Origin of the sequence: Streptomyces sp. FXJ1.172 (genome assembly GCF_001636945.3) — a bacterium.
GTDB lineage: Bacteria > Actinomycetota > Actinomycetes > Streptomycetales > Streptomycetaceae > Streptomyces.
This window is the reverse complement of the sequence record NZ_CP119133.2, coordinates 4,459,863-4,481,427: the sequence shown is the minus strand read 5'-3', so window position 1 is coordinate 4,481,427 and position 21,565 is coordinate 4,459,863. Positions and strand designations below refer to the sequence as shown.

Annotated in this window: 22 protein-coding genes; 15 read left to right on the top strand and 7 right to left on the bottom strand. The window is 71.7% G+C overall.

Translation table 11 applies throughout. From position 1 onward, the window contains the following. Positions 1-101 precede the first annotated feature (101 nt). Positions 102-623, bottom strand: a complete 522-nt coding sequence (locus tag A6P39_RS19930; RefSeq protein WP_067046566.1) for a PH domain-containing protein — start codon at positions 621-623, stop codon at positions 102-104. Between the two features lie 31 nt (positions 624-654). On the opposite strand from A6P39_RS19930, the gene A6P39_RS19925 reads away from it, so the two are divergent. Beyond that, positions 655-1,806: an NADH-quinone oxidoreductase subunit D gene (locus A6P39_RS19925; protein ID WP_067046563.1), complete on the top strand. Its 1,152-nt coding sequence runs from the start codon at positions 655-657 to the stop codon at positions 1,804-1,806. A gap of 81 nt (positions 1,807-1,887) precedes the next feature. On the opposite strand, the gene A6P39_RS19920 is transcribed toward A6P39_RS19925, so the two are convergent. Continuing rightward, positions 1,888-3,177, bottom strand: coding sequence for an SAM-dependent methyltransferase (locus tag A6P39_RS19920; protein WP_443052895.1), 1,290 nt, complete (start codon positions 3,175-3,177; stop codon positions 1,888-1,890). 118 nt (positions 3,178-3,295) lie between these two features. Here A6P39_RS19920 and A6P39_RS19915 point away from each other — a divergent pair, with 118 nt between their 5' ends. Further along, on the top strand, positions 3,296-4,501 hold the full coding sequence (locus A6P39_RS19915; RefSeq protein WP_067046556.1) for a sensor histidine kinase: 1,206 nt from the start codon (positions 3,296-3,298) through the stop codon (positions 4,499-4,501). A gap of 78 nt (positions 4,502-4,579) precedes the next feature. Then, positions 4,580-5,251, top strand: a complete 672-nt coding sequence (locus A6P39_RS19910; protein WP_067046555.1) for a response regulator — start codon at positions 4,580-4,582, stop codon at positions 5,249-5,251. Between the two features lie 45 nt (positions 5,252-5,296). Here A6P39_RS19910 and A6P39_RS19905 read toward each other — a convergent pair whose 3' ends face one another. After that, positions 5,297-6,400 carry a DUF5937 family protein gene (locus A6P39_RS19905; RefSeq protein WP_067046554.1) on the bottom strand — a complete coding sequence of 368 codons (1,104 nt, stop codon included), beginning with the start codon at positions 6,398-6,400 and terminating at the stop codon, positions 5,297-5,299. Between the two features lie 162 nt (positions 6,401-6,562). Here A6P39_RS19905 and A6P39_RS19900 point away from each other — a divergent pair, with 162 nt between their 5' ends. Further along, the gene (locus A6P39_RS19900; RefSeq protein WP_067046553.1) at positions 6,563-6,769 is read left to right on the top strand and encodes a hypothetical protein; all 207 of its coding nucleotides are present in this window, start codon (positions 6,563-6,565) and stop codon (positions 6,767-6,769) included. Here A6P39_RS19900 and A6P39_RS19895 read toward each other — a convergent pair whose 3' ends face one another. Beyond that, positions 6,770-7,924: a threonine aldolase family protein gene (locus A6P39_RS19895; protein WP_079133421.1), complete on the bottom strand. Its 1,155-nt coding sequence runs from the start codon at positions 7,922-7,924 to the stop codon at positions 6,770-6,772. A gap of 196 nt (positions 7,925-8,120) precedes the next feature. Between A6P39_RS19895 and A6P39_RS19890 the strand changes: the two genes are divergently transcribed. The 10 genes from A6P39_RS19890 to A6P39_RS19845 all read left to right on the top strand — a co-directional run bounded on the left by A6P39_RS19890 (position 8,121) and on the right by A6P39_RS19845 (position 16,416). Then, a complete protein-coding gene (locus A6P39_RS19890) occupies positions 8,121-9,074 on the top strand; it encodes a Rossmann-like and DUF2520 domain-containing protein (protein WP_067046548.1) in 954 nt (317 codons plus the stop codon). Next, positions 9,074-10,075, top strand: a complete 1,002-nt coding sequence (gene panC / locus A6P39_RS19885) for a pantoate--beta-alanine ligase (protein ID WP_067046546.1) — start codon at positions 9,074-9,076, stop codon at positions 10,073-10,075. The genes A6P39_RS19890 and panC overlap by 1 nt, the downstream gene beginning before the upstream one ends. Then, positions 10,072-11,793 (top strand): L-aspartate oxidase, encoded by a 1,722-nt coding sequence (locus tag A6P39_RS19880; protein ID WP_067046544.1) that lies wholly within the window; start codon positions 10,072-10,074, stop codon positions 11,791-11,793. The genes panC and A6P39_RS19880 overlap by 4 nt, the downstream gene beginning before the upstream one ends. A gap of 5 nt (positions 11,794-11,798) precedes the next feature. After that, complete coding sequence (nadC, locus tag A6P39_RS19875; RefSeq protein WP_067046542.1) at positions 11,799-12,776, top strand: carboxylating nicotinate-nucleotide diphosphorylase; 978 nt, start codon at positions 11,799-11,801, stop codon at positions 12,774-12,776. Between the two features lie 5 nt (positions 12,777-12,781). Next, the gene (locus A6P39_RS19870; RefSeq protein ID WP_067046540.1) at positions 12,782-13,579 is read left to right on the top strand and encodes a type III pantothenate kinase; all 798 of its coding nucleotides are present in this window, start codon (positions 12,782-12,784) and stop codon (positions 13,577-13,579) included. 167 nt (positions 13,580-13,746) lie between these two features. Then, positions 13,747-14,394, top strand: coding sequence for a hypothetical protein (locus A6P39_RS19865; protein WP_067046537.1), 648 nt, complete (start codon positions 13,747-13,749; stop codon positions 14,392-14,394). Between the two features lie 120 nt (positions 14,395-14,514). Further along, positions 14,515-14,694: a hypothetical protein gene (locus A6P39_RS19860; RefSeq protein ID WP_067051486.1), complete on the top strand. Its 180-nt coding sequence runs from the start codon at positions 14,515-14,517 to the stop codon at positions 14,692-14,694. A gap of 204 nt (positions 14,695-14,898) precedes the next feature. Then, entirely contained in the window at positions 14,899-15,333 is a 435-nt protein-coding gene (locus A6P39_RS19855) for a BlaI/MecI/CopY family transcriptional regulator (RefSeq protein ID WP_067051484.1), read from the top strand. Between the two features lie 9 nt (positions 15,334-15,342). Beyond that, positions 15,343-15,876, top strand: a complete 534-nt coding sequence (locus A6P39_RS19850; RefSeq protein WP_067051482.1) for an amino-acid N-acetyltransferase — start codon at positions 15,343-15,345, stop codon at positions 15,874-15,876. Between the two features lie 204 nt (positions 15,877-16,080). Further along, positions 16,081-16,416, top strand: coding sequence for a histone-like nucleoid-structuring protein Lsr2 (locus A6P39_RS19845; RefSeq protein WP_067051481.1), 336 nt, complete (start codon positions 16,081-16,083; stop codon positions 16,414-16,416). Here the strand turns inward: A6P39_RS19845 and A6P39_RS19840 are convergent. Then, entirely contained in the window at positions 16,395-17,072 is a 678-nt protein-coding gene (locus A6P39_RS19840; protein ID WP_199840912.1) for an SCO3374 family protein, read from the bottom strand. The genes A6P39_RS19845 and A6P39_RS19840 overlap by 22 nt on opposite strands. A 484-nt stretch (positions 17,073-17,556) precedes the next feature. Here A6P39_RS19840 and A6P39_RS19835 point away from each other — a divergent pair, with 484 nt between their 5' ends. After that, positions 17,557-20,082 (top strand): ATP-dependent Clp protease ATP-binding subunit, encoded by a 2,526-nt coding sequence (locus A6P39_RS19835; protein ID WP_067051479.1) that lies wholly within the window; start codon positions 17,557-17,559, stop codon positions 20,080-20,082. A gap of 73 nt (positions 20,083-20,155) precedes the next feature. Here A6P39_RS19835 and A6P39_RS19830 read toward each other — a convergent pair whose 3' ends face one another. Both A6P39_RS19830 and A6P39_RS19825 read right to left on the bottom strand, forming a co-directional pair. Further along, positions 20,156-20,779 (bottom strand): HAD family acid phosphatase, encoded by a 624-nt coding sequence (locus A6P39_RS19830; protein ID WP_067051477.1) that lies wholly within the window; start codon positions 20,777-20,779, stop codon positions 20,156-20,158. Between the two features lie 164 nt (positions 20,780-20,943). Continuing rightward, positions 20,944-21,555 carry a TetR/AcrR family transcriptional regulator gene (locus tag A6P39_RS19825; protein WP_067051474.1) on the bottom strand — a complete coding sequence of 204 codons (612 nt, stop codon included), beginning with the start codon at positions 21,553-21,555 and terminating at the stop codon, positions 20,944-20,946. Between the last annotated feature and the right edge of the window lie 10 nt (positions 21,556-21,565).

The following is a 21,565-nucleotide window of genomic DNA, read 5'->3' as shown; positions in this document are numbered from 1 at the left end:
ATCGGCGTCTGCGGGGTCTGTGGGCTCTGTGGCGTCTGCTGCGGCGCGGGCGGCGTCTGCGGCGTTCGTGGCCGCTATGCCGTCGCCGTGGTCCGGGGTCGTCACAGGCCCGCCGATCGCGCCTCGCCCAGCTCGGTGAGCCGGTCGCGCAGCCGTTCCGCCTCGGCCGGGTCGAGGCCGGGGATGGTCGCGTCGGTGGCGGCGGCCGCCGTGTGCAACTGCACGGTGGCCAGCCCGAAGCGCCGCTCCACCGGACCGGAGGTGACCTCCACCAGCTGCATCCGCCCGTAGGGCACCACCGTTTCCTCGCGCCACAGAACACCGCGGCTGATCAGCAGGTCGTCGGCGCGCTCCGCGTACCGCCACGAGCGCCAGTTGCGCCCCAGCAGCCACCAGCACCACGCGGCGGCCGCCAGGGGCAGCAGCGCGAAGGCGGCCCACGCGGGCCCCGCGAGCAGGCCGGGCAGCAGGCCCGCGGCGAGTGCGAGCACCGCCGTCCACAGCACGAGCAGTAGCCGGCGCATCCGCAGCAGCCCCGGCGGCAGCGCACGCCACACGGGCTCGTCCCCTGGTATCCCCGCCGTCCCCGCCGTTCCCGCATCGCGCGGGCTCCCCGTTTCCATGGAGCCAGCGTACGTAGGGGAAACTGGGGCCATGACTCCTACGACCCAGACCACGGTCGGGATCGGCGGCGCCGCGGAGAGCACCGACATGGTGCTCAACATCGGCCCCCAGCACCCGTCCACGCACGGCGTGCTGCGGCTCAGGCTCGTGCTGGACGGGGAGCGCATCGTGCACGCGGAGCCGGTGATCGGCTATATGCACCGCGGTGCCGAGAAGCTCTTCGAGGCGCGCGACTACCGCCAGATCATCGTGCTCGCCAACCGCCACGACTGGCTGTCGGCGTTCTCGAACGAGCTGGGTGTGGTCCTCGCCGTGGAGCGGATGCTCGGCATGGAGGTGCCCGCGCGCGCGGTGTGGACGCGCACGCTGCTCGCCGAGCTGAACCGGGTGCTGAACCATCTGATGTTCCTCGGCTCCTACCCGCTGGAGCTGGGCGGCATCACGCCGGTGTTCTACGCGTTCCGCGAGCGCGAGGTGCTCCAGAACGTGATGGAGGAGGTCTCCGGCGGGCGCATGCACTACATGTTCAACCGCGTCGGCGGCCTCAAGGAGGACCTGCCGGCCGGCTGGGCCACGCGCGCGCGTGCCGCCGTCGCCGCCGTGCGCTCGCGCATGGACGTCTTCGACGACCTGGTGCTCGGCAACGAGATCTTCCGCGGCCGCACGCGCGCGGTGGGCGCGATGACGCCGGAGACCGTGCACGCCTATGGAGTGAGCGGGCCCATCGCGCGCGCCTCGGGCGTCGACTTCGACCTGCGCCGCGACGAGCCGTACCTGGCGTACGGCGATCTGCAGGACACGCTGAAGGTCGCCACCCGCAGCGAGGGCGACTGCCTCGCCCGCTTCGAGGTGCTCCTGGAGCAGACCCACAACGCGCTCGACCTCGCCGACGCCTGTCTGGACCGGCTCGCCGAACTGCCGCCCGGGCCGATCAACCAGCGGCTGCCGAAGGTGCTGAAGGCGCCCGAGGGGCACACGTACGCGTGGACCGAGAACCCTCTCGGCATCAACGGCTACTACCTGGTCAGCAAGGGCGAGAAGACGCCGTACCGGCTGAAGCTGCGCTCGGCGTCCTACAACAACATCCAGGCGCTGACCGAGCTGCTGCCGGGCACGCTGGTGGCGGACATGGTGGCGATCCTCGGGTCGATGTTCTTCGTGGTCGGCGACATCGACAAGTAGCGACGGGCGGCCTGCGTGACCCAAGCGGCCTGCATGACCCAAGCGGCCCGCGCGGCTCGGCAGGAAGCCCGAGCGGCGGGCTCAAGGGGTCGGTTCCAGCGGGTCCGGGATGCCGACCGGCTGGACCAGCCAGCCGAAGTCGCCGAGGCCGCCCGGGGCGGTGAGTTCGCCGGCCTCTCCCGCGTTCGCGAGGGCGCGCACGTAGGCGGAGGGGTCCGTGGAGGCCAGCGCGAGCGGGGGGCGTGCGCCGGTGATCTCGAGGGCGCGTAGGGCGGCTCGCTGCGTGAAGAGGCGCGCGGTGGGTAGCGCACGCGCCGTGTTGGAGGGCTCCTGCGCCGTTCCATGGGGTGTACGCGCCGTGAGCGGGAGCGTGTGGGGTGCGGAGGGTGCGGAAGGTACGTCGGGGGGCGTGGGTGTGGTGCTTTGGGCTGCGTGCGCCGCTGTGGTGGGCGTGCGCGCCGTTCTGGGGGGCTCGCACGGCGTGTTCCGGGATGTGCGCGCCGTGGCGCCGGGCGGGTGCGAGGTGCCCGCTGCCGCGCACGCGTCCAGCGCGACGTGCGCCGTGATGTCGCACGATCCGTCCGGCACGGGCGCCGTCTCACGCCCCTCCCGGAAGCCGGTGAGTGTCCCGAACGGGGGGCGTGTGCCGATGGTGTGCGCGTAGTCCACGGCCACCGCGAGCCCGCGCACCACCCGGTCCACCGCGGAGGCCCAGGCCAGATCCCGGGGCAGCCCGATCTCCGCGCGCAGTCCCTCCTCGGCGGGCAGCGGCCACCAGCGGGTGAGCCAGTCCGCCTCCGCGCCGGTCACGGGTTCCCCGAGCCGCTCGGTGCCGTCCCGCTCGACGAGCACCAGCCGGGCGACGCCCGCGGAGTCGACCTCGGCGACGTCCACGGGCACGTTGTCCAGCCACTCGTTGGCGAACAGCAGCCCGGTGACGGCGGCCGGGGGCGCGGCCAGCCAGGTGATGCGCGCGTCCAGGCCGGCCGGGCGCTCGGCCAGTTCGACGGCGTACCCACGCGTGCGTGCCGCCACCTCGGCGGGCAGGGCGGCGAGCACCCCGGCGACCAGCTCGCCCCGCCCCGCTCCCATGTCGACGAAGTCCAGCACCGCGGGGCGCCCCAGTGCCTCGTCCACCCGGCACAGCAGCCGGGCCACGGCCCGCGCGAACAGCGGGGAGGCGTGCACGGACGTACGGAAATGGCCGGCCGGGCCTTCCGGGCGCCGGTAGAAGCCGCCGGGCCCGTACAGCGCCTCCTCGGTCGCCGCACGCCAGCCGTGCCGGTCGCGCCGGCGGTCCCGGCGGCCAGGGCCGCCGCCGTCTCCGTCGCCGGGGGCCGGTTCCGCTTCCCGCGCCGTCTCATCCGTCACCGCAACAGACTAGGCGCACAGATGATCACTTCCTCCACCTTGCGGAGTATGCGCGCCGGGCCCGGATCGGCCCTCCGGTTGACTCCTGCACGCATCTCGTTTCCCTACTCTGGGTTACGTGCAGCGCCTCTATGACTTCCTCCGCCGGCACCCGACCTGGGTCGACAGCTTCTGGGCCGTCGTCCTGTTCGGGCTGTCGAGCGTGAGCGTGGTCAATCTGAGCGGGGCGTCGGGGCACCACGGGTCGGTCGCCGCGGGGATGGCCGTGTCCGCGGTCCTGTGCGCGGTCGTCGCGCTGCGTCGCCGTTTCCCGGAGCCGATGCTGCTGGTCGCGTGCGCGACCGGACTGGCCCAGCTGGTCCTAAACGTCGAGACCACCGTCGCGGACTTCGCGATGCTGGTGATCACGTACACGGTCGCGGCCCTCGGCGCCCGCTGGGCCTCCCGGCTCGCGCTCAGCGTGAGCCTCGTCGCGGCGGCCCTCGCGCAGATCCGCTGGCCGGCCGGGCACTCCAGCTTCATCGGGCAGGTCGCCGTCGCGATCTTCCAGACGGTGCCCTTCGCGCTCGCCTGGGTGCTCGGTGACTCCATGCGCACGCGGCGCGCCTACTTCGCCCAGCTGGAGGAGCGCGCGGCCCGCCTGGAGAAGGAGCGCGAGGCGCAGGCGAAGGTCGCGGTCGCCGCCGAGCGCGCCCGTATCGCGCGCGAGCTGCACGACGTCGTCGCGCACAACGTGTCGGTGATGGTGGTGCAGGCCGACGGTGCCGCCTACGTCCTCGACGCCGCTCCCGACCAGGCCAAGAAGGCCCTGGAGACGATCTCCTCCACCGGCCGGCAGGCCCTCGCCGAGATGCGCCGCCTGCTGGGTGTCCTGCGCACCGGGGAGCACCAGGAGGGCGGGGAGTACGTCCCGCAGCCCGACGTCGAGCAGATCGACGACCTGATCGAGCAGTGCCGCAGCTCCGGGCTCCCGGTCGACTTCAAGGTCGAGGGCACCCCGCGCCCGCTGCCCAGCGGCGTGGAGCTGACCGCCTACCGCATCGTGCAGGAGGCGCTGACCAACACCCGTAAGCACGGCGGGCCCGACGCGGGCGCGAGTGTGCGGCTGGTGTACTTCGACGACGGGCTCGGCCTGCTGGTCGAGGACGACGGCAAGGGCGCCCCGCACGAGCTGTACGAGGAGGGCGGCGCCGACGGCCAGGGGCACGGACTCATCGGCATGCGCGAGCGGGTCGGCATGGTCGGCGGCACCCTGGACGCGGGTCCGCGCCCGGGCGGAGGATTCCGCATCAGCGTCCTGCTCCCGCTCAAACCGGCGCACTGACGACTTCACGCGCCCCGATTGACACCTGTAAGCCCCCCCGGCCCGTCCGTCCCGCCGGCCCCGAAGGAAAGAGACCCGATGACGATCCGCGTGATGCTCGTCGACGACCAGGTGCTGCTGCGCACCGGGTTCCGGATGGTGCTCGCCGCCCAGCCGGACATGGACGTCGTCGCGGAGGCGGGTGACGGCGTCGAGGCCCTGCAGGTGCTGCGCACCACCCCTGTCGACGTCGTCCTGATGGACGTCCGCATGCCGAAGCTGGACGGGGTGGAGACCACCCGGCGGATCTGCGCGGAGCCGGGCGCGCCGAAGGTCCTGATCCTGACCACGTTCGACCTGGACGAGTACGCCTTCTCCGGGCTGAAGGCGGGCGCCTCCGGGTTCATGCTCAAGGACGTGCCGCCCGGTGAGCTGCTGGCCGCGATCCGGTCCGTGCACAGCGGTGACGCCGTTGTGGCGCCCTCCACCACCCGGCGGCTGCTGGACCGCTTCGCGCCGATGCTGCCCGCCAGCGGCAAGGAGCCGCGGCACAAGGAGCTGGAGCGGCTCACCGACCGGGAGCGGGAGGTGATGGTCCTGGTCGCGCAGGGCATGTCCAACGGCGAGATCGCGGCCCGCCTGGTGCTGAGCGAGGCGACGGTGAAGACCCACGTGGGCCGCATCCTGACCAAGCTCGGCCTGCGCGACCGGGTGCAGGTCGTGGTGCTGGCCTACGAGACCGGCCTGGTGCGCGCGGGCGGGCACGGCTGACGGGGGCCGTACGGGCGCCGTGGCGAGCGCCGTACGATCGCCGGTTCAGCGCAGGACACCCTCGATGAAGTCGCTGCCCAGCCGGGCCACCGCCGACAGGTCCAGCCGGTGCTGGACGTACCGGCCGCGGCGGCAGTCGGTGATCAGGTCCGCCTTCTTCAGCACCGCGAGGTGCCTGGATATCTCGGGGGCCGACATGCCGTGCGCGTCGGCCAGTTCGCCTGTGGTGTGCGGGGCCCGCGCGAGATACCGGCACAGCCGCATCCGCACCGGGTGGGCCAGCGCCTCCAGGCGGCGCGTGAGCTGCTCGACCGAGGGTGCCTGCGGGCGGGAGCCGCTCGCCGGGTAGGTGATCGAGGGCTGCCAGCCGTACCGGCGCAGGACCTGGACGTGCGGCCAGCCGAGGCTGGTCGGCACCAGGACCAGCCCGCCGTCGCCCGTGGCGGCGCGGCCCACCGTCAGCTTGTCGATCGTGATGAGCGCGGCCTCCTCGTCCAGCGAGATCGCCCCGGAAAGGGCCGCGAGTGCTTCCCCGAGGCCCTTGCGGCGCAGCAGGTCGGTCTTGTGCCGGGCGTCGGCGGCGAGCTGGGGCTGGATGCGGGCCCAGGTGTCGGCGAAGAAGGCCTCGTCGCAGTCGAGCATCAGCTGCCGGAACCACGCGCGGACGACCGGCGGGTCCTCCAGCAGCCGGCGTGTGAAGCGCTCCTGCACGGCGCCGCGGGCGGCGGCCAGCTCCAGCGAGCGGCGGCGCAGCTCCGGGTCGTCCAGCAGGGAGGACTCCTGGACCTCGTAGCGCAGCTGACAGGTGAACTCCAGCGCGGCGTCGACGAACTGTTCGTCCGTCAGCTTGTCCAGCTGGTCCAGGTCCTCGGCGAGCGTGGCGCCGGGGAGCGCGCGGCCGCCGGGGAGGCCCGCGAACGGGGCGAAGACGTCCGAGAACGTCGTACGCCACAGGAAGTCCGCCTCGCACAGCCGGTCGGCCAGGCAGGGGTCCAGACGGGCCGAGACGGCGGTCACCCAGCCCTGGAGGCCGGGGTGGTGGCCGGGGTCGCTGAGGGCGTGCAGGGCCATCCCCAGCTCCGCCAGCGGAGAGGGCACGACGCAGACCCGCTCCAGTGGCAGTCCGGTGATGTCGATGGTCACGCTCATGCCCTCCATCGTGCACCCGGCCACTGACAGTGACCCCGTGGATTGACGGCTGCCGTCAATCCACGGGACATCCGCACCGGACTCGACCAGGCTGAGGGCACCGGGGCAGCCGCGGAGCCCGATCAGCCACAGATCAGCCACGTCCCGAGAAGGCGATCCGCCATGAGCATCACCCAGCAGTACCTCCTCGACAGCCACCGCGCGCTGGCGCTCGGCGAGCCCGAGCCGCCCGCGCCGGGCCGTCACGACCTCCAGGTGGCGCGCGAGCTGCGCGAGTACCGGCGCTTCAGCGCGGTCATCGCCGAGCGCCCGGCGCGGGGGCGTGTACAGCACGCTCTGCGCCGGTGGCTGCGCCCGCGCATGCTGTGATCACGGCGCGGGCAGGCGGGTCACGAAGTCGGCCACGGCGGCCCGTACGTCGTCCGCCGTCCACTCCAGGCCTGCCGCGGCGACCGTGACCTCCGTGAACGCCAGGTCCGGTCCGCCGCGGTCCCAGGCCTGCGCGAACAGCAGGACCGAGGTCTCCTCCGCCTGCCGCACCGCTGCCTCGGCCACCACGTCGGGGGCGTACGGCAGCCAGACCTGGAACTCGTGGGTGTGCGGCTGCCCGGGGTGCACGCGGGCCCACGGCACCCCGGCTTCGGCGAACCCCTCGCGCAGCGCGGCGGCCACCACGCGCGCGTGCCGCACATAGCCGGGCAGCCGGGGCAGCTCCGCCCCGAGTCCCGCGAGCGCCGCAAGGACGGTCGGGAACTGCTGGAAGACCATTCCGCCGTACCGGTGCCGCCAGGTCTTCGCCTCCTCGATCAGCGTCTTCGGGCCGGTCAGCGCGGCGCCGCCGAAGCCGCCGAGCGACTTGTAGAACGACACGTAGACGGTGTCGGCGAGTCCGGCGATCTCGTCCAGGGGGCGGCCGAAGTGCACGGTGGACTCCCACAGGCGCGCGCCGTCGAAGTGCACCACGGCGTCGCGCTCCCGCGCGGCCTCGACGACGTCGCTCAGCTCCTCCCAGGTGGGCAGCACGTAACCGGCGTCCCTGAGGGGCAGTTCCAGCATCAGCGCGCCGAAGGGCTCTTCGAAGTCGCGTATCTCGGCGGCCGTGGGCAGCCGGGGTTCGCTGGTCACCCGCACCGGCCGCAATCCGCTGACCTGGCTGAACGCGTTGCGTTCATGCACCTCGGGATGGGCGAGGCCGTGCAGGGCGACCGTGGGGTCGCCGGTGCGGGCGGCCCAGCACCGCAGGGCCACCTGCTGTGCCATCGTGCCGGTCGGGAAGAAGGCGGCGGCCTCCGCGCCGAGCAGACCGGCGACCCGCTCCTCCAGGGCGGCCACGATCCGGTCGCCGTACATGTCGGCCCGTTCGTCGAGGTCGTAGACCTCAGGTGCCGTCCGCGCCAGCCAGTCCAGGCGTTCCCGGATCGTGCCGTCGAAGCCGGTGCGCCGCAGCACGCGCCGCGCCTGTCTGGCGGCGGCCACCCGCCGTTCGTACCGCGCCCGCCTCTGCTGCTCAGCCGTATCGCTCATGCCGGGGATCATGCCGCGCCCCGAGGACACCGGGCACCGGGATCCCCGTGCCGCAAGGCCGCCGCGCCGGCGTGGCGAAACCCACAGCCTGTGGACAACCGGCCGCCCCCGGACCGGATAGCGTTAACATGACGAGAAATCGTTCGGTACATCGTCCGGTACCCAGAGCGGACTGGAACGGGAAGGCCGCCGTCGCGTGAGTACAGTCCACCAGCCAGACCTCAAGGACCGCCCCGCGCGGCTCACCGTCGGCGTCGTCGGCGCCGGCCGCGTGGGCCCGGCGCTGGCCGCGTCCCTCCAGCTCGCCGGACACCGCCCGGTGGCCGTGTCCGGTGTCTCCGACGCCTCCCGCAGGCGCGCCGAGACCATGCTCCCGGACGTGCCGCTGGTGCCGCCCGCGGAGGTCCTCGAGCGTGCCGACCTGGTGCTGCTCACCGTCCCCGACGACGCTCTGCCCGGCCTTGTCGCCGGCCTCGCCGAGACCGGCGCCGTACGGCCGGGACAGCTGCTCGCGCACACCTCCGGCCGGTACGGCGTGGGTGTCCTCGCCCCCGCCCTGCGCGCGGGCGGGCTGCCGCTGGCCCTGCACCCGGCGATGACGTTCACCGGCACCCCGGTGGACGTCCAGCGCCTGGCCGGCTGCTCCTTCGGCGTCACCGCGCCCGAGGAGCTGCGGCTGGCCGCCGAGGCCCTGGTCATCGAGATGGGCGGCGAGCCGGAGTGGATCAGCGAGGAGAACCGCCCGCTCTACCACGCGGCCCTCGCGCTCGGCGCCAACCACCTGGTGACGCTGGTAGCCCAGTCCATGGAGCTGCTGCGCACGGCCGGCGTCGCGGCGCCCGACCGGATGCTCGGCCCGCTGCTCGGCGCCGCCCTGGACAACGCGCTGCGCTCCGGCGACATGGCGCTCACCGGGCCCGTCGCGCGCGGCGATGCCGGCACGGTCGCCGCGCACGTCACCGAGCTGCGCAAGCACGCCCCGCAGACCGTCGCGGGCTACCTCGCCATGGCCCGCGCCACCGCCGACCGGGCCCTCGCCCACGGCCTGCTGAAGCCGGAACTCGCCGAGGACCTGCTCGGCGTGCTGGCCGACGGATCCACCGGCACCACCGGCACCACCGGGACCAACGGCACCGAGGGGAACGCCTGATGACCACCGCCCTGCTGAGCACCGCCGAAGAGCTGCACGCGCGCGTGCGCCGCGGCCGCCGTGCCGTCGTGATGACCATGGGCGCCCTGCACGAGGGCCACGCCACCTTGATCCGCACCGCGCGGGAGCTGGCCGGACCGGACGGCGAGGTGGTCGTCACCGTCTTCGTCAACCCGCTGCAGTTCGGCGCGGGTGAGGATCTCGACCGCTACCCGCGCACCCTCGAGGCCGACCTGAAGCTCGCCGAGCAGTGCGGCGCGGACGCGGTCTTCGCGCCCAGCGCGGACGAGGTCTACCCGGGCGGCGAACCCCAGGTGCGCATCACCGCCGGCCCCATGGGCGAACGCCTGGAGGGCGCCTCGCGGCCCGGCCACTTCGACGGCATGCTGACGGTCGTCGCCAAGCTGCTGCACCTCACCCGCCCCGACGCGGCCCTGTTCGGGCAGAAGGACGCCCAGCAGCTGGCCCTGATCCGGCGCATGGTGCGGGACCTGAACTTCGGTGTCGAGATCGTCGCCGTACCGACTGTGCGCGAGGCGGACGGGCTCGCCCTGTCCAGCCGCAACCGCTACCTCTCGCCCGAGGAGCGCGCCACCGCGCTCGCGCTGTCCCGGGCGCTGTTCGCGGGCCGTGACCGGCACGCCGCCCAGGAGGCGCTGCGCGCGCGTGCCCGCGAAGTGCCCTCCACGCACGCGCGTGCCGAGGCACTGAGCGCCATAGGGGAGTCCCGCGCGGCGGCCGACGCGCACGCCGTCGCCACCGCCGCGCCCGGTGGTCCGGCCGCGGTCCGCGCGACGGCCCGCCAGGTCCTGGACGAGGCCGCCCGCTTCGTCCCGCCGCTCCGGCTGGACTACCTCGCCCTGGTCGACCCCGCCGACTTCACCGAGATCGGCGACGACTTCACCGGCGAGGCCGTCCTCGCCGTCGCCGCCCGGGTCGGTACGACCCGGCTGATCGACAACCTGCCCCTCACCTTCGGAACCCTCGGAGCCGCCTCGTGACCAGCACAGGCATACGACTGCACGCGCCCGCACCCGGGTGGAGCATCTCCGCGGACGTGGTCGTCGTCGGCTCGGGGGTGGCCGGCCTGACCGCGGCCCTGCGCTGCGAGGCGGCCGGCCTCACCACGGTCGTCGTCACCAAGGCCCGCCTGGACGACGGCTCCACGCGCTGGGCGCAGGGCGGCATCGCCGCCGCCCTCGGCGAGGGAGACACCCCCGAGCAGCACCTCGACGACACCCTGGTGGCCGGCGCGGGCCTGTGCGACGAGGAGGCCGTACGGATCCTCGTCACCGAGGGCCCCGACGCGGTACGGCGGCTGATCTCCACCGGCGCGCACTTCGACACCGACGACGAGGGCGACATCCACCTCACCCGCGAGGGCGGCCACCACCGGCGCCGGATCGCGCACGCGGGCGGCGACGCCACCGGCGCGGAGGTGTCCCGGGCGCTCGTGGAGGCCGTGCACGCGCGCGGGCTGCGCGCGATCGAGAACGCGCTCGTGCTGGACCTGCTGACGGACGCCGAGGGCCGTACGGCCGGTGTGACGCTGCACGTGATGGGCGAGGGCCAGCACGACGGTGTGGGCGCCGTGCACGCCCCCGCGGTGGTCCTCGCGACCGGCGGCATGGGCCAGGTGTTCTCGGCGACCACCAACCCGTCCGTGTCCACCGGCGACGGCGTGGCGCTGGCGCTGCGCGCGGGTGCGGAGGTCTCCGACCTGGAGTTCGTGCAGTTCCACCCGACCGTGCTGTTCCTCGGCCCGGACGCCGAGGGGCAGCAGCCGCTCGTCTCCGAGGCGGTGCGCGGCGAGGGCGCCCACCTGGTCGACGCCGACGGCGTGCGCTTCATGGTGGGCCAGCACGAACTGGCCGAGCTGGCGCCCCGGGACATCGTCGCCAAGGGCATCCTGCGGCGGATGCTGGAGCAGGGCGCCGAGCACATGTACCTCGACGCCCGGCACTTCGGCGCCGAGATGTGGGAGCACCGTTTCCCGACCATCCTGGCCGCGTGCCGGGCCAACGGGATCGACCCGCTCACCGAGCCCATCCCGATCGCCCCGGCCGCCCACTACGCCTCCGGCGGCGTGCGCACCGACGCCCAGGGGCGCACGACCGTGCCCGGCCTGTACGCGTGCGGCGAGGTCGCCTGCACCGGTGTGCACGGCGCGAACCGGCTCGCCTCCAACTCCCTGCTCGAAGGCCTCGTCTACGCGGAGCGCATCGCCGCCGACATCGCCGCCGTCCACGCGGAGAACGGCCTCCACGCGCGCGTGCCCGCACCGGTCCCGTACCCCGACAAGCCCGCGCACCCGCTGCTCGCCCCCGAGACCCGCTTCACCATCCAGCGGATCATGACCGAGGGCGCCGGCGTGCTGCGCTCCGAGGAATCCCTCGCGCAGGCCGCCGAGCAGCTGCAGCGACTGCACGCGCAGGCCCGCGGTGCCCTCGAGGAGAACGGCAAGACCGCCGAGCCCGGGGTCGACACCTGGGAGGCCACCAACCTGCTGTGCGTCGCCCGCGTCCTGGTCGCCGCCGCCCGGCTGCGCGAGGAGACCCGCGGCTGCCACTGGCGCGAGGACCGCGCCGAGCGCGACGACACCGCCTGGCGCCGCCACATCGTCGTACGGCTGGGCCCGGACCGGTCGCTGGCCGTACGCACCACCGACACCGCAGACTTCCCCACGACCCGGAACGACCAGCGCCCCCAGGAGCAGTGACAGACGTGAGCACCGACGACCTTCCCCTCGCCTCCGCCGGCGGCTGCGGCGACGATTGCGCCTGCGGCGCCGAGGGCGACCAGGAATACCTGGAGTGCGGGCTCGACCCCGCGCTCGCCGAGCTGCTGGCCGCCGCAGGGCTCGACCCGATCGAGGTCGAGGACATCGCCAACGTCGCCATCCAGGAGGACCTGGACGGCGGCGTGGACGTGACGACCGTCTCGACCATTGCCGAGGACGCCACCGCCACCGGCGACTTCACCGCGCGCGAGGCGGGCGTCGTGGCGGGCCTCAGGGTCGCCGAGGCCGTCCTGTCCGTGGTCTGCACCGACGAGTTCGAGGTCGAGCGGCACGTCGAGGACGGCGACCGGGTCGAGGCCGGGCAGAAGCTGCTGTCGGTCACCACGCGCACGCGTGACCTGCTCACCGCCGAGCGCAGCGCGCTGAACATCCTGTGCCGCCTGTCGGGCGTCGCGACCGCCACGCGCGCGTGGACGGACGCGCTGGAGGGCACCAGGACCAAGGTGCGCGACACCCGCAAGACGACGCCCGGGCTGCGCTCGCTGGAGAAGTTCGCCGTCCGCTGCGGCGGGGGCGTCAACCACCGCATGTCGCTGTCCGACGCGGCCCTGGTGAAGGACAACCACGTGGTCGCCGCCGGCGGCGTCGCGCAGGCCTTCAAGGCCGTACGGGAGGCCTTCCCGGAGGTGCCGATCGAGGTCGAGGTCGACACGCTGCACCAGCTGCGCGAGGTCGTCGAGGCGGGCGCGGACCTGATCCTGCTGGACAACTTCACGCCCGACGAGTGCGCGGAGGCCGTCGGGATCGTCCGCGGGCGGGCGCTGCTGGAGGCCTCCGGGCGGCTGACGCTCGACACCGCGCGGATGTACGCCGACACGGGCGTGGACTTCCTGGCCGTCGGCGCGCTCACCCACTCCGCGCCGATCCTGGACATCGGCCTCGACCTGCGCGAGGCGGAGTAACGGCCATGCTGCTCACGATCGACGTCGGCAACACGCACACCGTCCTCGGCCTGTTCGACGGCGAGGACATCGTCGAGCACTGGCGCATCTCCACGGACGCGCGCCGCACCGCGGACGAGCTGGCGGTGCTGCTCCAGGGCCTGATGGGCATGCACCCGTTGCTCGGCGACGAGCTGGGCGACGGCATCGACGGCATCGCGATCTGCGCGACCGTCCCCTCGGTGCTGCACGAACTGCGCGAGGTCACCCGCAGGTACTACGGCGACGTGCCCGCGGTGCTGGTCGAGCCGGGCGTGAAGACGGGCGTGCCGATCCTCACCGACAACCCCAAGGAGGTCGGTGCGGACCGGATCATCAACGCGGTCGCGGCCGTGGAGCTTTACGGCGGCCCGGCGATCGTCGTCGACTTCGGCACGGCGACCACGTTCGACGCGGTCTCCGCGCGCGGGGAGTACGTCGGCGGGGTCATCGCGCCCGGCATCGAGATCTCGGTCGAGGCACTCGGTGTCAAGGGCGCACAGCTGCGCAAGATCGAGGTCGCCCGGCCGCGCAGCGTGATCGGCAAGAACACCGTCGAGGCCATGCAGGCGGGCATCGTGTACGGCTTCGCCGGGCAGGTCGACGGCGTGGTGGAGCGGATGGCCCGGGAACTGGCCGACGACCCGGACGACGTGACGGTGATCGCCACCGGCGGGCTCGCGCCGATGGTGCTGGGGGAGTCCTCGGCGATCGACGAGCACCAGCCGTGGCTGACGCTGATCGGGCTGCGCCTGGTGTACGAGCGGAACGTGTCGCGTCTGTGAGGTGACCGGCCGGCCGGTCCTCCCGGTTCACGCGCGCGTGCGGGCCGGCGGCCCCGGTCGAGGGAAACCGGGAGCGACACGCGGCGACACATCGTTCCGTTCCGTCACTTTTGTCCGATTAGCGGTAGCGTCGCCGCATGCCCACGCCATACGGATCCCGCGGCGGCATGGCGTTCGGCGTGGAGGAGCTGCGTGTGCTCCGCCGCGCCCTCGCCCTCGCCCTTCACTCCGGTCCCGCCTCCGCCGGAGACGTCCAGGACTGTTTCCGGCTCGCCGAGTCGCTCGACGAGGCGATGTGCGAGGGGGCGAGACTGCGCGCGTTCCTGGTGGCCGACCTCGCCCGGTACCGGGCCGCCCTCCCTGGCACCGCCGCCGGATATCTCACCCTCCTGGAGGAGGTGCTGGCCGCCGGGCACCGGCCGACGGCGGACGACCTCGCCGCGCTGCGGGCACTGCGCGGCAACCCCGCGGCGGCCGCGCTGCTGGACCGCTGCCAGGCGCTGGCCGAGCAGGACGTGCGGGCCCGGTTCGCACAGGGCGCGAGGGCCGTGCCGGCGCCCACCGTGCCGCCCTCGCGGACGCGCCTGACGGCCCTCCCCGGGGGCGCGCGCGAGTCCGGGGCCGGGGAGGGCGAGGAACCGTCGAAACCCGCGGAGAAGCCCGCCCAGAAGCCCGGACCGGCCCCTGCGGAGCGCCCCGCGCCCGAACCGGCGGCACCGAAGCGGCCCATCCCGACGCCGGGCGAGGTCTTCCCGCGCCGCAAACCGGCACCCCCGGCCGACTCGGCCGAGTCCCGCCAGCTGGCCGCGGGCTGACCCCCGCCGGCCCCCGCTCCCCGCCCCGCGCGCGTGCGTCTCTGCGCAGGTGGGGAGGCCGGCCGGGCGGTTCGCGCACCCCGCCCCTTTCGCCCGTTCCGGCCTGGCTACTCTGGAGGCATGGACTACGTCTCCGCGCTCGTGCCTCCGGTCGTGATGGCCGTGTTCTTCATCGGTGTGGTCAGGGTGATCGTGAAGACCCAGGGCGGGGCCGCCAAGGCCAAGGAGGACGCGGCCGTCGACGCCGCCCTCGCGCGCGCGGAGAGTGCACGGCAGGCCCCCGCCGGCGGCGACGCCTGAGCTGATCCCCGCCCGGCGCCCGCGCGGTTCGCCCGGCTCCGCCTTCCCCGGCGTACGACTCTCGCATCCCGGTGCGACTTCGAGTCGTACGCCCTTTTTGTTCGTATTCGCAGGGTTGGTGCACGTCCGGCACGCCATTGCCGGGTTCTCCCACTATTGTTCTGAGCTGTGCCTCGCCCATTGGGAGAACTCGAAGACGCGGTCATGACGCGGGTGTGGAAGTGGAACCGCCCGGTGACCGTTCGAGAAGTCCTTGAAGACCTCCAGCAGGAACGCTCGATCGCGTACACCACCGTGATGACCGTTTTGGACAATCTCCATCAGAAGGGCTGGGTGCGCCGTGAGGCGGAAGGGCGGGCCTATCGATATGAGGCCGTCTCGACGCGAGCCGCGTACGCCGCCGCCCTGATGAACGACGCATGGTCGCAGAGCGACAACCCGGCGGCCGCTCTCGTCGCCTTCTTCGGGATGATGAGCGACGAACAGCGTCAGGCACTCCGGGACGCGGTACGCATCGTCCAGGGCCCGGAAACCCTGGAACCCCCCGAAGCCCGGCAACAGGAACCCGCGCAACAGGAAGCCGCCGAACCCCGGCAAGGGGAGAACCCCGGCTCGGCAGAGGGCACGGCCGGGCGATAGCGTCCGCTCATGTCAGCAGAGCACCCCGAAGTCTCCGCAAAAGCCATCACCGTCCGGCGGGCGCGGACCAGCGATGTCCCGGCCGTACGCCACCTCCTCGACGCCTACGTGCGTGACCGCATCCTGCTCGACAAAGCCACGGTCACGCTTTACGAGGACATCCAGGAGTTCTGGGTCGCGGAACGCGACGACAACGCCGAGGTGGTCGGCTGCGGTGCGCTGCACGTCATGTGGGAGGACCTCGCGGAAGTCCGCACTCTGGCGGTGAAGCCCGGCCTCAAGGGCGCCGGCGTCGGCCATCAGTTGCTGGAGAAGTTGGTCGAGACGGCACGCTGGCTCGGCGTTCGCCGCGTTTTCTGCCTGACCTTCGAAGTCGACTTCTTCGGGAAGCACGGCTTCGTGGAGATCGGCGAGACGCCCGTCGACACCGATGTCTACGCGGAGCTGTTGCGTTCCTATGACGAGGGCGTCGCGGAGTTCCTCGGTCTCGAACGAGTGAAACCGAACACCTTGGGCAACAGCCGGATGCTTCTGCATCTGTGATCGTCATTGCCCCGGTGCCCTATGTCCGAAACGCGCATGTTTCCGGACGGGGGCGGTCCGCCGGTCCTCTCCCAGGGGTTTGTGTTTTTCCGGCAAAAGCGGTTTGCTTTCCGACGTACTGCAGTACTGCATATAACAGGGGCGGCGAAACGGCGGGACGCCGCACACCCCTGGCCCTCAACGTTATCGATGAAAGGAAATCCGGTGGCACAGAAGGTTCAGGTCCTTCTTGTCGACGACCTCGACGGCGGCGAGGCGGACGAGACCGTGACGTTCGCGCTGGACGGCAAGACGTACGAGATCGATCTCACGACCGGCAATGCGGACAAGCTGCGTGGCCTTCTCGATCCCTATGTGAAGGGCGGTCGTCGTACCGGAGGCCGTGCCTCTGGCGGACGTGGAAAGGCGCGTGCCGCTTCCGGTGGCAGCCAGGACACCGCGGCGATCCGCGCCTGGGCGAAGGAGAACGGTTACGAGGTCAACGACCGCGGCCGTGTTCCCGCGTCCATTCGCGAGGCTTACGAGAAGGCCAACGGCTGATCTCGCCGCAAGGCGGGGGACGACTCGGTGCACGCGCACGCGTGCCGCAGCCGGATTCGGTGACACCACGCTGCCACCGTGTCCACCAGTCGCACGAGATCGTGGGCGCTCCCCTCGCGTCCCACGGCCGACAGCGCCGGCAGCGAGGCTTCGACCCCGCGGCCCGGCCCGGGGGGCCGCAGCCATGCGGCGGCCCCCCGTACGGAACCGGCTGCCTTCCCTGAGCCGGCCTCCTGCACCGCACCGGCCCTCCGCGCGGGCGGCGGCGGTGCCTCCAGTGACTCGCCCGCACCCAGGACCCGCAGGTCGAGGGCAACGGCGCTCCACTCCAGCCAGTCCAGCAGCCCCGGCAGCTCCTCCGCGCTGCCCGCGGCCACCAGCAGCTCCATCCGGCCGCCCCGCAGGGCCACCGGAGAGCCCGGCGCGAGATGCCGGAGCGCCTGCGCGCCCGCCTCGGCCGGCACGTCCAGGACGTCGAACCGCACTCCGGTGAGCAACCGCAGCGGCCGTCCGGGCACTGTCGCCCAGCCCAGATCGTTCTCGTACCAGTGGCGGGCCCGCTCCTGAGGGCCGGCCGACGGACCGCAGGGCGCCGGGCCCGGACCGAGGGGCCGGCGGGGAAGGGGGACGGTGTGGACCGTGGGATCGCCGCTCACCGGGGGCAGGTGAGCCGTGGCAGTCGTGTGGTGTGTGGGGACCGGGCCAGCCATGCCAGGCGCAACCGCCGAAACGGCCGCGAGGTTACGCTGGGTGCCGCCTCAAATGCGCATGGTTTCGAAAAAGGGGGCGCATGGGGGTCCGGGGAGGCGTGAGGTTGTTCGCCCATAGCGGAGGGAACGGGGGCACGCGGCATGGAGTGTCCGTGCCGACGGGTAAGACATGCCTAGTGGGAGGGGGCGACACGCAGGACGGGCCGTCTCACGTTCGCCATCGGCGTACTGGCGAGTGGGGTAACTGCCTGGCCTGCGGGAACATCGTCTCGCACCATCAGGTTGGAGCAGATGTCGGCGTTCGGGGTCAGGAGGCCAAGGACGGTGTCGGCAGTTGGAATGAGCGGTCCCCGCTTGCGGGACTAAGCTGCGGAAGGACAGGGAGGGGAAGTTCCCCCCACTGCCTGACCGCTCTGAGGAGCGATTAACGATGTTCGAGAGGTTCACCGACCGCGCGCGGCGGGTTGTCGTCCTGGCTCAGGAAGAAGCCCGGATGCTCAACCACAACTACATCGGCACCGAGCACATCCTCCTGGGTCTCATCCACGAGGGCGAAGGTGTCGCCGCTAAGGCCCTGGAGAGCCTCGGCATTTCGCTTGAGGCGGTCCGCCAGCAGGTGGAGGAGATCATCGGCCAGGGCCAGCAGGCCCCGTCCGGTCACATCCCCTTCACCCCCCGTGCCAAGAAGGTCCTGGAGCTGTCGCTCCGCGAGGCCCTTCAGCTGGGCCACAACTACATCGGCACGGAGCACATCCTGCTCGGCCTGATCCGTGAGGGCGAGGGCGTCGCCGCCCAGGTCCTGGTCAAGCTGGGTGCAGACCTCAACCGGGTGCGGCAGCAGGTCATCCAGCTGCTCTCCGGTTACCAGGGCAAGGAGACCGCCGCCGCCGGCGGCCCGGCCGAGGGCACCCCCTCGACCTCCCTCGTCCTCGACCAGTTCGGCCGGAACCTCACCCAGGCCGCTCGTGAGTCCAAGCTCGACCCGGTCATCGGGCGCGAGAAGGAGATCGAGCGGGTCATGCAGGTGCTGTCCCGCCGTACCAAGAACAACCCGGTGCTGATCGGTGAGCCCGGCGTCGGCAAGACCGCCGTCGTCGAGGGCCTCGCCCAGGCCATCGTCAAGGGCGAGGTGCCCGAGACGCTCAAGGACAAGCACCTCTACACGCTGGACCTCGGCGCCCTGGTCGCCGGCTCCCGCTACCGCGGTGACTTCGAGGAGCGCCTGAAGAAGGTGCTCAAGGAGATCCGCACCCGCGGCGACATCATCCTGTTCATCGACGAGCTGCACACGCTGGTCGGTGCGGGTGCCGCCGAGGGCGCCATCGACGCGGCTTCCATCCTGAAGCCGATGCTGGCCCGCGGTGAGCTGCAGACCATCGGTGCGACCACCCTGGACGAGTACCGCAAGCACCTGGAGAAGGACGCGGCCCTGGAGCGCCGTTTCCAGCCCATCCAGGTCGCCGAGCCGTCCCTGCCGCACACGATCGAGATCCTCAAGGGCCTGCGCGACCGCTACGAGGCCCACCACCGCGTCTCCATCACGGACGAGGCCCTGGTCCAGGCCGCCACCCTGGCCGACCGCTACATCTCGGACCGCTTCCTGCCGGACAAGGCGATCGACCTGATCGACGAGGCCGGATCTAGGATGCGCATCCGCCGGATGACCGCTCCGCCGGACCTGCGCGAGTTCGACGAGAAGATCGCCGCCGTCCGCCGGGACAAGGAGTCCGCGATCGACTCGCAGGACTTCGAGAAGGCCGCCTCCCTGCGCGACAAGGAGAAGCAGCTCCTCGCCGCCAAGGCCAAGCGGGAGAAGGAGTGGAAGGCCGGCGACATGGACGTCGTCGCCGAGGTCGACGGCGAGCTGATCGCCGAGGTCCTCGCCACGGCCACGGGCATCCCGGTCTTCAAGCTGACCGAGGAGGAGTCCTCCCGCCTGCTCCGCATGGAAGAGGAACTGCACAAGCGGGTCATCGGCCAGAACGACGCCGTCAAGGCGCTGTCGAAGGCGATCCGCCGTACGCGCGCGGGCCTGAAGGATCCGAAGCGTCCCGGTGGTTCGTTCATCTTCGCCGGCCCGTCCGGTGTCGGTAAGACCGAACTGTCCAAGGCGCTCGCCGAGTTCCTCTTCGGTGACGAGGACGCGCTGATCTCCCTCGACATGTCGGAGTTCAGCGAGAAGCACACGGTCTCGCGTCTCTTCGGTTCGCCCCCCGGCTACGTGGGCTACGAAGAGGGCGGCCAGCTGACCGAGAAGGTGCGCCGCAAGCCGTTCTCCGTCGTCCTGTTCGACGAGGTCGAGAAGGCCCACCCGGACATCTTCAACTCGCTGCTGCAGATCCTGGAGGACGGTCGCCTGACCGACTCCCAGGGCCGGGTCGTGGACTTCAAGAACACGGTCATCATCATGACGACCAACCTCGGCACCCGGGACATCTCCAAGGGCTTCAACCTGGGCTTCGCGGCCTCGGGTGACACGAAGACCAACTACGAGCGCATGAAGAACAAGGTCCAGGACGAGCTGAAGCAGCACTTCCGGCCCGAGTTCCTCAACCGCGTCGACGACGTGGTCGTCTTCCCGCAGCTGACGCAGGAGGACATCCTCAGGATCGTCGACCTGATGATCAGCAAGGTGGACGAGCGCCTCAAGGACCGGGACATGGGCATCGAGCTGTCCCAGTCCGCCAAGGAGCTGCTGTCCAAGAAGGGTTACGACCCGGTGCTGGGCGCGCGTCCGCTGCGTCGCACGATCCAGCGCGAGGTCGAGGACACGCTCTCGGAGAAGATCCTCTTCGGCGAGCTGCGCCCCGGTCACATCGTGGTCGTGGACACCGAGGGCGAGGGCGACGCCCAGACCTTCACCTTCCGGGGTGAGGAGAAGGCGGCGCTGCCCGACGTCCCGCCGATCGAGCAGGCGGCCGGCGGTGCCGGGCCGAACCTGAGCAAGGACGCGTAAGCGTCACATCCGGGTGAAAGGGGCCGGTGCTTTCGGGCACCGGCCCCTTTCGCATGCCCGGGAAAGCTCAGCCTTACGACAACTGGCCGTTGTAGTCGGGCAGTTTGAACGTCTTCTCGGCGTGACCGCCCGAGAGGTCGGTGGCGCTGTTGCCGATGTTCGCGATGATCGTGTAGCCCTTGTTCTCGATGTCGACGCGCTGGGCGGTCTTGTAGGCGGCGACATCCTTGAACAGGTCGAACAGGCCGCGCACATAGAGGCCGGAGACGTCGTAGCCGTCGTGCTCGAGGTTGTACTCGGTGGGCAGGTAGATGATGCCCGGGCGGGCTGTGACGAAGAACAGCGAGACGCCGTGCTCCTGGGCGTACTTCGCGACGTTCAGGACCGGCTTGTTGGCCGGCTGGGGGTAGCTGAAGCCGAAGTCCGTCTCCAGCGTGGTGTTGTCGATGTCGAAGACGATCGCCTGCTTCTCGCCCGGCTCGGCGGCGGCGATGCGTGCCTTCAGGTACGGCAGGGCCTGGTCCATCACCGTCTGGCAGTCCTTCTGCCAGGTTGCGTAGTCCACCTTGGTGGTGGTGGCGGTGGTGGCGATGGTGCTGCTCGTGGTCGCGGCCTGGGCCGGGGCGGCCAGCGCGGCCAGGGCGGCCACGGAGACGGCGGTGGCGGAGATGCGGCGAGCCCTGGGGCCTCTGGTCATCGGTGGGGGTCCTCTCACGCGGATGGGCGGCCTGAATGTCAGGGGCATGATCTGAGGTGAGGGTGGCGTGAGGGGAACCGCAGGGTTACTGGACAGTAGGTGCCTAGAGGTGTGCGTCACATTGCCGTACGCGCACCTGTGCCGGACTGCCGCCGGCAAGGGTGTCACTCTCTCAACCGGTCCTGCGCACGGGCGTGTTCGTGCGCCTGCGTGATCAGGTCCAGGGCGACTTCGAGGACGGCCTCGCGCTTCTTCTCGGGGTCGCCCTCGAGGTCCTGCATCACGAACATCCCGGCGTGCAGCGTGAACATCGCGCTGACGGAGCGCACCTGGTCGACGAGTTCGGCCTCCGGGTCGATGAGGATGTCCCTGAGGCCGCGCATCCGGTCCTTGAAGGTGTCGCCGATGCGCAGTTCCCGTACCGTCGCCTGGTTCTCCTGCATGAAGCGGAACAGTGGCTCCGCGCCGGCGAGCGCCGCGCTGTAGCGCCGGACGATGTCCTGCTTGGTCTCAAGGGTGTGCGGCTGGCTGCGGCCCCACTCGATCAGGTCCTCGATCGGCTTCGTCAGATCGTCGAAGAGACTGACGATGATCTCTTCCTTGGTCTTGAAGTGGTAGTACAGAGCCGCCTTCGTGACCTCGAGACGCTCGGCGATCTCGCGCAGGGAGGTCTTCTCGTAGCCCTGCTCCGCGAAGAGTTCGAGCGCCACATCCTGAATGCGCTGGCGGGTGTTGCCGCGGCGCTGCTGCTTCGTGCCGTCCATGGTGACGCCCATCCTCGTACTC

What these genes read in the sequence shown, in the direction of transcription:
- A6P39_RS19860 (WP_067051486.1), top strand. Translation starts at nt 14,515, where the DNA reads ATGGACTACGTCTCCGCGCTCGTGCCTCCGGTCGTGATGGCCGTGTTC.
- A6P39_RS19870 (WP_067046540.1), top strand. Translation starts at nt 12,782, where the DNA reads ATGCTGCTCACGATCGACGTCGGCAACACGCACACCGTCCTCGGCCTG.
- A6P39_RS19910 (WP_067046555.1), top strand. Translation starts at nt 4,580, where the DNA reads ATGACGATCCGCGTGATGCTCGTCGACGACCAGGTGCTGCTGCGCACC.
- panC (WP_067046546.1), top strand. Translation starts at nt 9,074, where the DNA reads ATGACCACCGCCCTGCTGAGCACCGCCGAAGAGCTGCACGCGCGCGTG.
- A6P39_RS19850 (WP_067051482.1), top strand. Translation starts at nt 15,343, where the DNA reads ATGTCAGCAGAGCACCCCGAAGTCTCCGCAAAAGCCATCACCGTCCGG.
- A6P39_RS19825 (WP_067051474.1), bottom strand. Translation starts at nt 21,555, where the DNA reads ATGGGCGTCACCATGGACGGCACGAAGCAGCAGCGCCGCGGCAACACC.
- A6P39_RS19835 (WP_067051479.1), top strand. Translation starts at nt 17,557, where the DNA reads ATGTTCGAGAGGTTCACCGACCGCGCGCGGCGGGTTGTCGTCCTGGCT.
- A6P39_RS19865 (WP_067046537.1), top strand. Translation starts at nt 13,747, where the DNA reads ATGGCGTTCGGCGTGGAGGAGCTGCGTGTGCTCCGCCGCGCCCTCGCC.
- A6P39_RS19830 (WP_067051477.1), bottom strand. Translation starts at nt 20,779, where the DNA reads ATGACCAGAGGCCCCAGGGCTCGCCGCATCTCCGCCACCGCCGTCTCC.
- A6P39_RS19855 (WP_067051484.1), top strand. Translation starts at nt 14,899, where the DNA reads ATGACGCGGGTGTGGAAGTGGAACCGCCCGGTGACCGTTCGAGAAGTC.
- A6P39_RS19900 (WP_067046553.1), top strand. Translation starts at nt 6,563, where the DNA reads ATGAGCATCACCCAGCAGTACCTCCTCGACAGCCACCGCGCGCTGGCG.
- A6P39_RS19930 (WP_067046566.1), bottom strand. Translation starts at nt 623, where the DNA reads ATGGAAACGGGGAGCCCGCGCGATGCGGGAACGGCGGGGACGGCGGGG.
- A6P39_RS19925 (WP_067046563.1), top strand. Translation starts at nt 655, where the DNA reads ATGACTCCTACGACCCAGACCACGGTCGGGATCGGCGGCGCCGCGGAG.
- A6P39_RS19895 (WP_079133421.1), bottom strand. Translation starts at nt 7,924, where the DNA reads ATGAGCGATACGGCTGAGCAGCAGAGGCGGGCGCGGTACGAACGGCGG.
- A6P39_RS19905 (WP_067046554.1), bottom strand. Translation starts at nt 6,400, where the DNA reads ATGAGCGTGACCATCGACATCACCGGACTGCCACTGGAGCGGGTCTGC.